This is a genomic window from Bradyrhizobium macuxiense (genome assembly GCF_007993935.1).
Taxonomy (GTDB): Bacteria; Pseudomonadota; Alphaproteobacteria; order Rhizobiales; family Xanthobacteraceae; genus Bradyrhizobium; species Bradyrhizobium macuxiense_A.
On the sequence record NZ_VITY01000001.1, the window covers coordinates 837,854 to 852,143 of the forward strand.

The window sequence follows — 14,290 nt, forward strand, 5'->3', positions numbered from 1 at the left end:
CCCACCGAGTACCAAAAAGGGCAGAGCATTGGAGGGACACTTCTTATGTCCGCGTTAAAATGCCTTGTTGCCATCGTTGGTTGGCTTATTGCGGCGTATCCGAGCTTTGCCGATGACCGTGAGAAGGTGATCGGCATCTGGAAACTGGTTTCCCAAGAAATTGAAATTCAAGCCACCGGGCAGAAAGAACCCGTCTTCGGACGCTCCCCTACGGGATACGCAATTTTCACGGCTGAGGGCCGTGTAATGTTTGTCCTGACTGGAGAGGGGCGCAAGCCACCACAAACGGTCGAAGATCGCGCTGATCTGCTAAACAGCATGGCCGCCTACACCGGCATGTACCGTCTCGAAGGGGACAAATGGATTACGAAGGTCGATGTTGCTTGGAACCCAGAATGGGTGGGCACCGAGCAAACACGCTTTTTCAAATTAGACGGGGATCGCCTTCAAGTCACTTCGACGTGGCGAATAATGCCGAACTGGGCAGATAAGGGGATGCAGAGGAGCCTCCTTGTATTCGAAAAAACGAAATAGAAGTTTTAACAACCTACCTTCGCGAGCCGGGCGACCATGAGTGCATGCGCCGCGCGTGCATGCCCCGAACATCTTCCGTTACGTCGCATAAGTCTCTTGTCCAGCGCGGATCGCAACCAGCTTTGATCCCATCATGCGATGGGCCGCACCATCCTCGTCAGCATCGGAAAATGCTTGTTGCCGCCCACGAACGGCGGAAACCGGACGAAGTCGGCGCGCATCCGCTTGATCACGTCGGAGCCCAGCGCGCGCGAAAGCGCCTGCGGGCTGTCGAACATCAGCCTGTTGCGCTGCATGTACTCGACCCGCTGCGACGGCAGCCGGTCGACCCAATCGATGCGCGTGTAGATCTCGATCTGGCGGACATCAGGGAAGGTCCGCATGATCGACGGATGATGCTCCAGGTAGTGCAAATTCCAGGCATTCATGTCCTCGGCCGGCCCGGGATAATGCACGAGGTAGCTGCACGGCGTCACCGTGCCGTTCGCGTGCCTGGCGTCGTCGACCGGAAAGACGCGCGTCACCATCGCCTGATGCGTCACCTCCAATCCGGCAAGGCTCGGCAGTCCGCGACCTGCCGCAAGACCTGCGAGCACGCCGCCGCGATCCATCGCGGCCTCGCACGCAAACAGGTTCGGAAAACGCAGCTGGAGCGCAAACACCGGCCCGGCCCCGTCGGCCTTGTAGGGATGATCGACCGATTGCTCGAGCGGCGTGAACAGCAGGCCTTCGGCCATCCCCGGGATCGCGCCCGTCATGGCAGCCGCGGCCGCAACATCGTCCGCGCCAATTCGCCGCTCGCCTGTCGGATCGGAGAACGTCATGAACAGCGAGATCATGATGCCGCCGCCTCCTCGCCGGCCTGCAGGTGCGACATGAGCGCCTCGCGAACGTCATCGGGCCACGCAATCGCATGGTGATCAACCAGCGACGTCGCGGCGAGGATCTGGCGGGCGCGCCAGCGCAGGCCATCCGCGCCCGTGACCACGTGCGATAGATGGAGCGACGCGCGGCCGATCTTGACGATGTGCAGGCCGAATATCAGGCCGTCGCCGAACTTCGATGGCCGCGAGAAGTCGCAGGTCAAATGCACCGTCGGGGTCCCGATCTTGCGGATCGTGATCAGCTCCGGCCACGGAAAGCCGATCGACGCCCAGAACTCCTCGACCACGCCGTTGAGGATATTCAGGTAGGACGGAAAATAGGCGATCCCCGACGGATCGCAATCGCCGAACCTCAGCTCGCGATCGAACGAGAACGACGTCATCAGATCGCGACAACCGGATGGCGGATGACGCCGACGCCATCGACGCCGGCCTCGACCACGTCGCCGGGCCACAGCCATTCCTGCGGGCTCATGCCGGCGCCGACGCCTTCCGGCGTTCCGGTCGCGATGATGTCGCCCGGTTCGAGTGTCATGCCGGACGAGATGTCGGCGATCAGCGCCGGAATGTCGAAGATCATGTATTTGGTGTTGGAGTCCTGCTTCATGACGCCGTTCTTGGTCAGCCAGAGCCTGAGATCATGCGGATCGGGAATCTCGTCCGCGGTCACGATGCAGGGGCCGAACGGCGCGTAGGTATCCATGCCCTTGGAGAATATCCACTGCCCGGCGCGGCGATTGTCGCGCGCCGAAATGTCGATCATCACGGAATAGCCGAAGACGTGATCCATCGCCTTCGCGACCGGGATGCGGCTTGCGGTCTTGCCGATGATGACGGCGAGCTCGACCTCCCAATCGAGCTGCTGGGTCATGCCGGCATTGTGCTGAATTGCCGCGCCCGGCCCGATCACGGCGGTCGGCGGCTTGGAGAATACGACCGGCTGTTTCGGCAGATCCTTGTCGGTGTCGAGGCTCTTGGCGGACTCCGCGACATGCGCACGGTAGTTCAACCCGATGCCGAAGATGTTCTTGCGCGGGCGCGGGATCGGAGCCTGCAGCTTGACATCCTCGATCGGAACGGCGGCGCCGGCCGGCAGGCTCCCGTTGGCGCTGTCCAGGCACTGCCTCAACGCCGGCAGCAGCGTGACGGCGTTATCGATGAAGGACAGCATATCGCCCGGCCAGGCAATGCCGCGCGACGCGCCGAGGCGCTCGACATCGACGACCAATCCGTTGACGACGACCCCAAGGCGGGCGCCGCTGGAGCCCAAGGTGTAGGTGACGAGACGCATGAAAGCTTGATCCGGTTATTCGGGTTGAGTTCTGCGGGGCAATGTCAGGCGGCTACGGGCTGATGGCCCGCATTGTCGCCATAGGCCTCTTCCCGGTAGAAGCCGAGCCCCTCGATGACGGGCAGATCGTTGAAGCAGAACAGGCAGGCGTCCTCATTTTCGGACGCATTGCCGTGCTCATGCCAGGCCCAAGACGGGACGCAGAAAATGTCGCGCTCCTGCCACTCGAACCGCTTGCCGCCGATCACGGAATAGCCCTGCCCCTTGGCGACCTGATAGACGAAGCTACCGGTGTGCCGGTGCGACCTGGTCTTCTCGCCCGGCCGCAGCATCTGCATGCTGGCGCCGATGGTCTGCATCACATGGCCGCCGGTGATCGGATTGACGTAGTTCATGAGGATGCCGTCATAGGGCGATCCGTCAGTCGCGGCGGCATATTTCAGCAACGACTCGTAGGTCGGCTCCCACTCATATTTGAACATCGGCGAATAGCCGTTCGACCATCGCGAGTCCGCCGGCCGAAGGCCGGGATTGCCCCAGGTCTTGGTCATGTCGTCGACGGGATAGCCGGACACCTCCTGCCGGATCTTGGGGTGCACGACGAAGAAATTGGCCTCCAGCGCATTGACGAGCGGAATGTCGAGGCCGTCCTGCCAGATGCAGACCGAGCCGTTCGGCTCGACGCCATGTTCATGCCAGGTGCCGTTCGGCGTCAGCACGAAATCCCGCGCGCCGAGCGTCATCTTGTGGCCATCGACGACGGTGTAGGCGCCCGCTCCTTCCATGATGAAGCGCAGGGCCGATGCCGAGTGCGCGTGGGCGGAGGCCACTTCGCCGGGGTGCATGACCTGCAGGCCCGAATAGAGCCAGCCGACCGCGGCCGACACGTCGCGGCGGCCGGGATTGTTGAGGTAGATCACCCGCCGTCCCGCCTTCTCCGGCGAGACCAGCTCGACCGAGCGCAGCACGTGCTCACGCAGATCGCTGTAGCGCCAGAGAACGGGAACGGACGCCGACTGCGGCTGCCACGGCTCGATCTTGTTGGCGACGGTCCACAGCGCGCCGGCCTCGAACTTCTCGAGGTCCTTGTAATAGGCCTTGAGCTCCGGAGTATCCTCGACATTGGCCCGGCCGATGATGTTCTCGCCCATGCTGTCCTCCAAGTCTTATCTCGTGACGTCCTGTCTCATGCAGTTCTGTCGCCACATCCACAATCGTCGTCCTGGCGAAAGCCAGGACGACGCTGAGGAGAGTTCGCGCTTCGTGGCGTGCCATCATTCCGCCCTACCGGGAATTGATGCGATGCTCGCCGGCTTCGCCGCATTCACCACTGTCGTCCTGGCGAAAGCCAGGACCCATAACCACCGCATTCGCTGTGAAAGGGATCGTGGCCCCGGATCGCTCGACGATGACCGTTCGGGGTAATGGGTCCTGGCTTTCGCCAGGACGACGCTGAGGAGAGTTCGCGCTTCGTGGCGTCTTTGGATCGACACGTGCGATCACTCCGTCCTGCCGGGAATTGATGCGAAGTTAGGCTGCTCCACGGCCTCCGCTACGAAGCGCTCGCCTTCCGCAAGGCCGAGCGGTGCCTGCGGACGGCGATTGACCCGCAAATCGAAGATGTCGAACCGGTTGTAGTGCCCGACGATGTCGTGCATCTGCTTCGGCTGGATGCAGCGCTCGAGGTCGATGTCGGCATAGACGATGCCTTCATCGTCGATCAGCGACTCGCCGACCAGACGGCCGTCCGGCCCGATCACGCCGGAGAATGCGCTCGACTTGCGCTGCAAGCGCGCTCGCGCGTCGGGAACGACGGTCTGCATCGCCGCGATGATCTCCTCCGACACGGTCGAGCAGGACACGATCGTGAAGATCTTTCCCTCGAAGGAATGGGCGATGGCGCGCAGCTTGATCGCCTCCGCCATGTCGTAGTCCGGCGGCGCGACGGGGAGCGAGATGTAGCTCGCGACGTGAACCAGCTCGCCCTGCCCGAGCAGCGCAAAGCGCGCCAGCGTGTTGGTGTTCTCGCCGCATGCGAGCCCGCCGAGGCGCCCGATCTCGGTCTCGTAGACGCGCAGGCTCGATCCGTCGCCGCCGGTCCAGGTCAGCTTCTCTGCCCAGGTCGGCGCCAGCTTGCGGTGCTTGCCGAGCAGCGTTCCGTCCGGGCCGATGAAGACCAGCGTGTTGTAGATGGCGCCGAGCGACACCGGGCTGCGCTCGTTGACGCCAAGCACGACATAGCAGGCGGTATCGCGCGCAGCCTTGCGGACGATGTCGATCTCGGGGCCCGGCACCAGCACCGATGCCTTGACCAGCTTCTCGAACCAGGCGCTTCCGGTGACGGGATCGGTGATCCAGTTCCAATAGGGATAGCCGGGCACGAATACTTCGGGGAATGCGACCAGCCGCGCGCCGTTCGCCGCGGCCTCACGCACCAGTGAGGCGGCCTTGTCGGCGGTGGCGCTGGCATTGAGATATACAGGTGAAGCCTGGACGGCGGCGGCTCTAAAGCGCGGCAGCTTCAGCATTGGCCCTACCCTGTCGCTGGCTCATGATCGCCGTCCGGAGCAGACCATCTGCAAAGTCTGACGGCACTCGCGGCGTTGACTTACTTTACATGTAAACGTATGCTATCGCATATTTCTGGAGGGTGCAATGGCTGAACGGTCTTTTGCTCGTGAAGTCGAGGATCTCCGGCTCGGCGACGGCGACACCTTCCGCGGCGAAGGCATCCTCGCCATCACCAAGGCGCTGCTGCAATCCGGCGTCGCCTATGTCGGCGGCTATCAGGGCTCGCCGATCTCGCATCTGATGGACGTGCTGGCCGACGCCAAGGACGTGCTCGACGATCTCGGCGTCGTGTTCCAGAGCTCCGCCAATGAAGCGGCGGCAGCGGCGATGCTGTCGGCCTCGGTGATGTATCCGCTGCGCGGCGCGGTGGCGTGGAAGTCGACGGTCGGCACCAATGTCGCCTCCGACGCGCTCGCCAATCTCGCCTCCGGCGGCGTCACCGGCGGCACCATGATCATCGTCGGCGAGGATTACGGCGAAGGCTCCTCGATCATGCAGGAGCGCACCCACGCCTTTGCGATGAAATCGCAGATCTGGCTGCTCGATCCGCGCCCTGACCATGAATGCATCGTCAATCTGATCGAGAAGGGCTTTCAGCTCTCGGAAGTCTCGAACACCCCTGTCATGCTGGAGGTGCGCGTCCGCGCCTGCCACATGCACGGAAGCTTTGCCTGCAAGGACAATGTCAGGCCGGCGCACACCATCAAGGACGCCCTGAACAATCCGAAGCGCGACGTCGGCCGCATCGTGCTGCCGCCGGCGGCCTACGAGCATGAGCAGGAGAAGATCAGGACCCGGCTGCCCGCGGCCATCAACTTCGTCAGGGACAACCGGCTGAATGAGTGGATGGGGCCGAAGCAGGGCAAGGTCGGCATCATCATGCAGGGCGGGATGTACAACAACGTCATCCGCGCGCTGCAATATCTCGGGCTGTCGGATGCCTATGGCAACACGCAGGTCCCGCTCTACGTCATGAACGTCACCTACCCCGTGATCGACACCGAGGTCGCCGAGTTTTGTCTCGACAAGGACGCCGTCCTGATCGTCGAGGAAGGCCAGCCGGAATATCTGGAGCAGGCGATCAACACGGTGCTGCGCCGCCGGGATATCCAGGCCCGCGTCCACGGCAAGGACGTGCTGCCGATGGCCGGCGACTATACCGCGCAGGTGCTGCTCGGCGGCGTGCGCGAGTTCCTTGAAAAGACCGAGCCGCGGCTGCTCGGCAACCGGCCGCCGGCGCCGGATGCGAGCTCCGTGCTCAGCCATCCCGAGGTCGAGAAGCTGAAGCAGGTCGTGCCGGCGCGCCCGCCCGGGCTTTGCACCGGCTGTCCGGAGCGGCCGATCTTCGCCGCCATGAAGCTGGTCGAGAGCGAGCTCGGCGAGCACCACGTCTCCGCCGACATCGGCTGTCATTTGTTCTCGATCCTGCCGCCCTTCAATATCGGCGCCACGACGATGGGTTTCGGCCTCGGCCCGGCCTCGACCTCAGCCTTCAACGTCAAGGCCGACAAGCGCTCGATCGCCGTGATGGGTGACGGCGGCTTCTGGCACAACGGGTTGACCAGCGGCATCGGCAACGCGGTCTTCAACAAACATGACGGCGTGTTCGTCATCGTCGACAATTACTACACCTCGGCGACCGGCGGTCAGGACATCCTGTCGTCGCGTGCGATCAGCAAGCGGCGCAACACCAACAACTCGATCGTGCAGGCCGTGAAGGGCATCGGCGGGCAATGGGTCCGGCAGATCGACCGCACCTACGATGTCGGCCGGATGCGCGACACGCTGAAGGAGGCGCTGACGACCACGGAGCAAGGCCCGAAGGTCATCGTCGCCTCCTCCGAATGCATGCTGAACAAGCAGCGCCGCGTAAAGCCGCAGATCAGCCAGGCGATCAAGGACGGCGTACGCACCGTCAAGGAACGCTTCGGCGTCGACGAGGATGTCTGCACCGGCGACCACGCCTGCATCCGCCTCTCCGGCTGCCCCTCGCTCTCGGTCAAGCAGCTCGACGATCCCCTGCGCGACGATCCCGTCGCGGCGATCGACAATTCCTGCGTCGGTTGCGGCAATTGCGGCGAAGTCGCGGATGCGGCCGTGCTGTGTCCCTCGTTCTATCGCGCCGACGTCATTCACAATCCGACCGGCTGGGACAAGTTCAAGTCGAAGATCGCGATGACCGTGATCGGCTGGCTGCAACGGCGGCGCGATCGCCGGCGCCCGGCGCTCGAGGCTTTGGCATGAAAGTTTCGGCATGAGAGACGAAACGGTCAAGCTGGCGCTTCCTGCCGCGGGCGACGCGACCGAGCGGCCGATCTCGATCGCGATCGTCGCGATGGGTGGCCAGGGCGGCGGCGTCCTCACCGACTGGATCGTCCAGCTCGCCGAGAACCACGGCTGGGTCGCGCAATCGACCTCGGTGCCCGGCGTCGCCCAGCGCACCGGCGCCACGATCTACTATATCGAGGCGATGCCGCCGCTCGATGGCCGCAAGCCGATCCTGTCGCTGATGCCGACGCCCGGCGACGTCGACGTGGTGATGGCGGCGGAGTTCATGGAAGCGGGCCGCTCGATCCTGCGCGGCCTGGTGACGCCGGACCGCACCACGCTGATCGCATCCAATCACCGGACCTTTGCGATCGGCGAGAAGATCGCGCCGGGCAACGGCATTGCCGATAAGGGCGCGGTGACCGGGGCCATCGGAATTGCCGCCAAGACCGAGATCATCTTCGACATGAATGCGCTGGCGATCGCCAACGGCAGCGTGATCTCGGCCGCGATGTTCGGCGCGCTCGCAGGCGCCGGCGTGCTGAGCTTCAGCCGCGACAGCTATCTCGACGTGATCCGCGCCGGCGACAAGGGCGCGCAGGCCAGCGTCCGTGCGTTCGAGGCTGCGTTTGACCGGGTGCAGTCGAAATCCCCGGAGCCGGCAGCGCCCTCGAAACCGGAGGCGGCCAGCACGCCCTCCTCTCCGGCAATTCTGGATCCCCGCCTTGCCGGCCTCGCGGCCCGGCTGACGCAGGAATTGCCCGAGGCCGCACATGCCATCGGCCGCGCCGGGCTGAAGAAGGTGGTCGATTTCCAGGACGTCGCCTATGGCGGCGAATATCTCGACATCCTCGGCAAGCTCCACGCCGCCGATCGCAGCGCCGGTGGCGCCGAGCGGAATTTTGCCTTCACCCAGGCCGCCGCAAAATATCTCGCCAACGCCATGACCTATGATGACGTCATCCGCGTTGCCGACCTCAAGACCCGATCGGCCCGCCGCGCGCGGATCGAGGGCGAGCTCGAACTGTCCGAAAGCCAGGTGCTGCAGACCACCGAGTTCATGCATCCCCGCATGGAGGAGGTCATGGGCATGCTGCCGGCGGGATTTGGCCGCTGGCTTGGCGGAAAGCCGCGCCTGCTCGGCTGGCTCGACCGTCGCGTCAACAAGGGACGACGGGTCAAGACCTACTCGCTGCCCTGGTTCGTCGCGCTCTATGTCGTCGGCGGACTGCGCGGCATCCGCCGCCGCTCGCTGCGCCATGCCATCGAGACGGCCCATCGCGACGAATGGCTCAAGGCCGCGACGGAGGCCGTCCGAGCGAACTATCAGTTGGGCGTCGAGATCCTGCAATGCCGGCGCCTGGTCAAAGGCTATTCCGACACCCACAGCCGCGGCCTGTCGAAATTCGACAAGACGCTGGCCGCGATCAAGCTGGTCGCGCCGCGCGACGATGCCGCCGACTGGGCGCGCCGGCTGCGGGAAGCCGCGCTGAAGGACAGCGCGGGCAAGGAGCTCGACGGCGTGATCCAGACCATCAAGAGCTTCGCATGACGTCGTCAGCCCTCAAAGAGAGCACAGCCCCCGTCTTCGGCCAGATCGAAACCCGGCTGTGGCTGCAACTGCTGTCACTGCATGGCGAGCTGTTTGCCTCGCTGAATTCCATGCTGAGCTCGGAGTTCGGGTTGTCGCTGGCAAAATTCGACGTGCTGGCGCAGCTCGATCGCTACAAGGACGGCTTGGCGCTCGGGCAATTGTCGCAGAACCTGAAAGTGTCGGGCGGCAACGTCTCGGGCCTGGTGCAGCGCCTGCTGGCCGACGACCTCATCAGCAAGGAGATGTCGAGCGAGGACCGCCGCTCGTTCATCGTGCGCCTGACGCCGAAGGGCGAGGCCCTGTTCAGGAAGGCCGCCGACGTGCATAAGAAGCATCTGAGCGAACGGCTCGAAAGCATCCCCGCGCGGGAGCTGGAGACGGCCCTGTCGATGCTGCGGTCGCTCTCCTCGAAACTTGGCAGCGAAGGCAAGAAGCAGGGTCGCAGGAAGTAATGGCCAAAGACTCCAGGAGCAGATGGAAATCCGGTCCGCCGCGGACGCGGGACCAGCTGCAGAGCTACATTCCCTATCTGTTCAACCGGCTCGCCAATCGCTGGAACCTGGATCAGAACCGCGATCTCAGCGAGCACAACATCAACAACGTCGTGTTCCGGACGCTGTCGGTGCTGTTCATCTACAAGACCCTGACCGTCAACGAGATCGCCGTGCTGGCCGTCACCGAGCAATCGACCGCGAGCCGCATGGTCGAGTCGATGGTGACGTCGGGCCTCGTCAAGCGCGAGATCGCCGAAGAAGACCAGCGCCGCCGGGTCGTCGGATTGACGCCGGACGGCGAAGCCCTGCTGCGCAAGATCTGGCCGATCATGGAGAACAACTATGACCGCCTGACCGTCGGCATCGACCCCGACGAGATCGAGGTCTGCGCCCGCGTGCTGGCCAAGATGGTCGAGAACATCCGCCAGAACCAGATCTGATCTGGCTGCAATCAGGGGCTGAGGCCGGCAAGGCTGGTGCCGCCGCAGACATAGAGCACCTGCCCGGTCACGAAGTCCGAGCGCTCGTCGAGGAAGAAGCTGATCGCGTGCGCCACGTCCTCGCGCGTGCCGAGCCGCCCGACCGGAACGTTGCGTGCCATCTTGTCCTGCTGCTCGGAGCCCTTGGGGACGATGCCCCAGAAATTGTCGGTCAGGATCGGGCCTGGCGCCACCACGTTCACCGTGATGCCGCTCGGCGCCAGCTCCAGCGCCCAGGTCCGCGCCATGCCGTGTACGCCGGCCTTGGTCGCCGAATAGGCCGAGCGCGTGGCCGCGCCCATCGCAGCGCGCGAGCTCACGAACACGATCCGCCCGAACTTTCGCGACCGCATCCCTTCCATCGCCGCCTGGGTCAGCAGCATCGGGGCGCCCAGATGCAGCTGCGCCAGCGTCAGGATGTCCTCCGGCTTCGCATCGCCCAGCAGGTTGGGCAGGATCATGCCGGCATTGTGCACGAGGCAGTCGACCGCGTGATCGCGGCAGATCTCCTCGGCGATGGCCCGCGTCTCCGACGGGCTGGTCAGGTCCGCGCGATAGGCGGTGAGCAGGTCGTGCGTCCACGCCGGCGTCTCCAGCCCAACCGAGACGACCCGCTGTCCTTCGCCGACGAGCTTCTTCGCCAGCGCTTCGCCGATTCCCGAATTGCCTCCGGTGATCAGTGTGGTGCGGGTCTGGCTCATGATCGGCTCCTTGCCAATTGTCACTCCTGCCGCCGCTTGAGATCGCGACAATCGAAGAACGCGCCCTCGCGCATCAGCTTCGCGACGAAATCCTTCAAGCCGGCGCGCTGGATCTTCTCGGTCGCGGTCAGCGGCAGCTTTTCGACGAAGCAGATCCAGCCCGGCGCCTTGTAATAGGCCATCTGCTCCAGGCTCCAGCGCACGATCTCCTCGGCGAGTGCGCGGTCCGCGCCCGGCTGCTCCGCGATGATGACGGCCGCGACCTCGTCGCCGCGCATCTGATCCGGGGTAGCTGCGACCGCGGCCTGCCGGATCGCGGGGTGGCGGTTGAGGACGGATTCGACCTCGACCGCGGCGATGTTCTCGCCGGAGCGGCGGATCACGTTCTTCTTGCGGTCGACGAAATGAAGATCGCCATCGGCGTCGCGCGAGACGATATCACCGGTATGCAGCCAGCCGTCCTTCCAGGCCTCGGCGGTGGCTTCCGGGTTCTTCAGGTACTCCTTGAAGAAGCCGTAGCGGGGATCGGCCCCTGCCCGCCGCACCAGCAGCTCGCCCGGCGTTCCCGCCGCCGCATCGTTGCCGCCGTCGTCGACGATCCGAACCTCGACCTCGGGCGCCGGCCGACCGAAACAGCTGGTGCCGACCTTGCGCGGCTCGGCATTGGCGGCGATCACGCCGCCGCTGCCGGTCTCGGTCATCGCCCAGGCCTCGAGCAGCGGAAAGCCGAAGCGTTCCTCGAACGGGGCGTGCAGCAGCCTGTCGACGCCGGCGCCGAAGCCGAACCGCACACTGTGCGCGCGATCCTCATGCGACGGCGGCGCGCTCATCAGCATCGAGGGCATCACGCCGAGATAATGCAGGCAGGTCGCGCGGCTGTCGCGCACCGATGCCCACCAGCTGCGCGGATGGAAGCGGTCGAGCATGGTCAGGCTGCCGCCGACCGACATCATCGCCATCAGCGACACCGCCATCGCGTTCATGTGGAACAGCGGCAGCGGCGTGATCATGCGCTCACCGTCGAGCCTGAGATCGATCAACCCGCCGACGTCGCGATACCAGTCTCCGGAATACAGAAAGTAGGTGTTGGTCAGCACGCAGCCCTTGGGCTGGCCTGTTGTCCCCGACGTATAGAGCAGCGCGCATTCGCTTCCACCGTCGCCGGCGCTCGCCGGCCGCGCGCCGCCGAACGGGGCCGGAATCTCGCCGCTGTCGGTCACCACCGGAATCCGCCGGCCGGCCTGGCGCGCCGCGGTCTCGACCTCCTCGCGCCGCTTGGCGAGGACGAAGGCGGCATTCATCTCCGAATGCGCGATGATATATTCGAGCTCGCTGACCCGCAGATCGGGGTTGATCGGCACCACGGAGACACCGAGCGCGTTCAGCGCGAACCACAGCTCGATGAACACCGGCCTGTTCTGCAGCAGAAGCCCGACCCGATGGCCTTGGCCATAGCCTCGGCTCGCAAACGCCGCGCGCCAGCGCTCGACCCGCTCGAGCATGGCGCGGTACGAGATCTCTTCGGCCGCGATGCCGTAGGTCTCGGCCGTCTCGGGCAGCACGTTGAGAAAGCCGGCTTCCTCCCGGCGGAGCGCGGTGTCGCGGAAGCGGGCATAGACTGTGGTCGCTGTGGTCAAGACGCACTCACATGAAGAGCTGGATATTGCCGAACGGCGCGTCGAAATTCACGAGATCGATGCGCTTGAGCCTGATCTTGAGATCATCGCCGACCTGAACGAGATCGTGCGACGCCCATCCCGAAAAACGCTCCAGCGTGTCGCCGCGCGTCTCGGTGTAGATAAAGGACGTCCGCGCCTTGAAGATGCCGGCCGCCGGATCGCAGGCCACGATCTGCGGCGCCTGCAGCAGATGATGGCAGCGGCTCTTCGGCTTCTGGCTGAACGTGCGTTCGCCGGCCAGCCGCTCGATCCGCACTTTCATCAGCAGCAGGTCTTCGTACATCAGTGACGGCTGCAGCACCGGATCCTGCTGCTGCCATTCCAGCGGCATCCAGTAGCGCCCCTCCGGGTGAAACAGGTCGAGCCAGGCCTGCCACTGCATCGTGTCGAGCAGATCGGCTTCCAGATAGACGAAATCGGTGATGGTTTTTTCGCTGATCATTCCGCGGCCTCGACCGGCTCGACCATGTCCATGGTCATGAATTTGGCCCAGGCATGAAACTGGTTGCGCATCTGGCGCTCCGACGTGCCGTTGATAACAGCGGTGACGTCAGCCTCCTCGCCGCTCTCGTAGAGCCGGCGCAGATTGACCCACTGATTGCCGTTGGTTTTCAACCCTTCCTGCGCCCGCTCGTACATTTCGAGATCGTCGTGCCCGACGATCGAGGTCGGCGCGTTGATAAAGCGATTATACATCAGCGCCCGCTCGTAGAGCTTGTCGGGCGCGCCGACCAGACGATAGACCCAGCTCTCCACCAGCGTCCGGTCCACCGCGATCGGGATGAAATTGCGCAGGATCTGCACCGCGCCCTTCACCATGATGTTCGGGAAATAGACCGTGTTGTGCCGGACCTCGCCCAGGATCTCGTGCGCCCGCTTCTCGCCATAGGCCGCCACCATCTGGCCGAGATAGCCCTCAATGTCCGAATAGTTGGAATGGATGGAATTGGCGACGCCGGTGTGGCCATGGCCGTTCGGCCAGATCCGGATGCCGCTCTGCTCGTAGAACTCGTACGGGCTCATGAATGGTCCATAGAGCTGCACCGCCATCGGCGTTTCCTTGGAGTCGCCCTGCTCGCGCTGCCAGACCTTGATGGCGGTGCCGGCCGAGCTCTCATGCGCCACCATGGGATGGCAGGTGTCGGTCTGGTTCTCGACCAGCATCTTCCAATTGCAGGTGTGCATGTAGCGGATCGGCGTGGCCACGACGGCGAGCTTCCCCTCCGGCGAGCGGTCGACCATGTTGTCGATGGTCGAGAGGCTTTCGCCGAAATAATCCTCGAAGCCGACGCCGGTTTCGCTCAGCCGCGCGAAGATGAAATCCCGGTAGACGACGACGTTCCTGATCCGCGACAGCCCGTCATTCGCCTTTGTGTCGGTGAATCCGGTGCCCTCGTAGCCCTTCTTCAGCGGGATTGCGAGCAGCGAGCCGTCGGTCTTGAATGACCAGGCATGATAGGGACAGCGGAAAAACTTTCCGGTGTTGCCGCACGGCTCGGAGGCGATCTTGACGCCCTTGTGCGGACAGCGGTTGTAGAACAGGTGGATCGAGCCGTCGGTATGGCGGCTCGCCACCACCGGCTGCCGGCCGATATTGGCGGTGATGAAATCGCCGGCCTTCGCCAGCTGGCTGGCATGTCCGACATAGATCCAGCTGTTTGGAAACAGATGCTCCATCTCGAGATCGAATATCTCGGGATCGACATAGACGTCGCGATGCACCTCGGCGTCGCGCACCAGCCCGCCGATCGCGCGGGGATTCTTTCCGTATTTCACCATGGCGCCTCTTGCCTCC

The 14,290-nt window shown here is 64.2% G+C and carries 14 protein-coding genes; 5 read left to right on the forward strand and 9 right to left on the reverse strand.

Annotation, left to right across the window (positions count from 1 at the left end; translation table 11 throughout):
* Positions 1-45 precede the first annotated feature (45 nt).
* Positions 46-534: a lipocalin-like domain-containing protein gene (locus FBZ93_RS04020; RefSeq protein ID WP_146984640.1), complete on the forward strand. Its 489-nt coding sequence runs from the start codon at positions 46-48 to the stop codon at positions 532-534.
* Positions 535-665: 131 nt separating this feature from the next.
* On the opposite strand, the gene FBZ93_RS04025 is transcribed toward FBZ93_RS04020, so the two are convergent.
* From FBZ93_RS04025 to FBZ93_RS04045, 5 genes are all read right to left on the reverse strand, one after another.
* The gene (locus tag FBZ93_RS04025; protein WP_146984641.1) at positions 666-1,373 is read right to left on the reverse strand and encodes a hypothetical protein; all 708 of its coding nucleotides are present in this window, start codon (positions 1,371-1,373) and stop codon (positions 666-668) included.
* The gene (locus FBZ93_RS04030) at positions 1,370-1,801 is read right to left on the reverse strand and encodes an acyl-CoA thioesterase (protein ID WP_146984642.1); all 432 of its coding nucleotides are present in this window, start codon (positions 1,799-1,801) and stop codon (positions 1,370-1,372) included. The genes FBZ93_RS04025 and FBZ93_RS04030 overlap by 4 nt, the downstream gene beginning before the upstream one ends.
* Positions 1,801-2,709 carry a fumarylacetoacetate hydrolase family protein gene (locus tag FBZ93_RS04035; RefSeq protein WP_146984643.1) on the reverse strand — a complete coding sequence of 303 codons (909 nt, stop codon included), beginning with the start codon at positions 2,707-2,709 and terminating at the stop codon, positions 1,801-1,803. The genes FBZ93_RS04030 and FBZ93_RS04035 overlap by 1 nt, the downstream gene beginning before the upstream one ends.
* Positions 2,710-2,753: 44 nt before the next feature.
* Entirely contained in the window at positions 2,754-3,860 is a 1,107-nt protein-coding gene (locus FBZ93_RS04040; protein ID WP_146984644.1) for a cupin domain-containing protein, read from the reverse strand.
* A 348-nt stretch (positions 3,861-4,208) separates the two neighbouring features.
* Positions 4,209-5,237, reverse strand: a complete 1,029-nt coding sequence (locus FBZ93_RS04045; RefSeq protein WP_146984645.1) for a carbon-nitrogen hydrolase family protein — start codon at positions 5,235-5,237, stop codon at positions 4,209-4,211.
* A gap of 127 nt (positions 5,238-5,364) precedes the next feature.
* Here FBZ93_RS04045 and FBZ93_RS04050 point away from each other — a divergent pair, with 127 nt between their 5' ends.
* Genes FBZ93_RS04050 through FBZ93_RS04065 form a run of 4 tightly spaced genes read left to right on the forward strand, consistent with a single transcriptional unit; the run spans position 5,365 to position 10,076 of the window.
* Positions 5,365-7,524, forward strand: coding sequence for an indolepyruvate ferredoxin oxidoreductase subunit alpha (locus FBZ93_RS04050; RefSeq protein ID WP_146984646.1), 2,160 nt, complete (start codon positions 5,365-5,367; stop codon positions 7,522-7,524).
* A 10-nt stretch (positions 7,525-7,534) separates the two neighbouring features.
* Positions 7,535-9,100, forward strand: a complete 1,566-nt coding sequence (locus FBZ93_RS04055) for an indolepyruvate oxidoreductase subunit beta family protein (RefSeq protein ID WP_146984647.1) — start codon at positions 7,535-7,537, stop codon at positions 9,098-9,100.
* On the forward strand, positions 9,097-9,594 hold the full coding sequence (locus FBZ93_RS04060; protein WP_146984648.1) for a MarR family winged helix-turn-helix transcriptional regulator: 498 nt from the start codon (positions 9,097-9,099) through the stop codon (positions 9,592-9,594). Before FBZ93_RS04055 ends, FBZ93_RS04060 begins: the two co-directional genes overlap by 4 nt.
* A complete protein-coding gene (locus tag FBZ93_RS04065) occupies positions 9,594-10,076 on the forward strand; it encodes a MarR family winged helix-turn-helix transcriptional regulator (protein WP_074127410.1) in 483 nt (160 codons plus the stop codon). Before FBZ93_RS04060 ends, FBZ93_RS04065 begins: the two co-directional genes overlap by 1 nt.
* Before the next feature lie 11 nt (positions 10,077-10,087).
* On the opposite strand, the gene FBZ93_RS04070 is transcribed toward FBZ93_RS04065, so the two are convergent.
* From FBZ93_RS04070 to FBZ93_RS04085, 4 genes are read right to left on the reverse strand one after another with little or no spacing between them, the layout of a single operon-like run.
* A complete protein-coding gene (locus FBZ93_RS04070) occupies positions 10,088-10,816 on the reverse strand; it encodes an SDR family NAD(P)-dependent oxidoreductase (protein WP_146984649.1) in 729 nt (242 codons plus the stop codon).
* A gap of 20 nt (positions 10,817-10,836) precedes the next feature.
* A complete protein-coding gene (locus FBZ93_RS04075; protein WP_167528904.1) occupies positions 10,837-12,453 on the reverse strand; it encodes an ATP-dependent acyl-CoA ligase in 1,617 nt (538 codons plus the stop codon).
* Between the two features lie 7 nt (positions 12,454-12,460).
* Positions 12,461-12,937 (reverse strand): aromatic-ring-hydroxylating dioxygenase subunit beta, encoded by a 477-nt coding sequence (locus FBZ93_RS04080; RefSeq protein ID WP_146984650.1) that lies wholly within the window; start codon positions 12,935-12,937, stop codon positions 12,461-12,463.
* Positions 12,934-14,274 (reverse strand): aromatic ring-hydroxylating dioxygenase subunit alpha, encoded by a 1,341-nt coding sequence (locus FBZ93_RS04085; RefSeq protein WP_146984651.1) that lies wholly within the window; start codon positions 14,272-14,274, stop codon positions 12,934-12,936. Before FBZ93_RS04085 ends, FBZ93_RS04080 begins: the two co-directional genes overlap by 4 nt.
* Positions 14,275-14,290 lie beyond the last annotated feature (16 nt).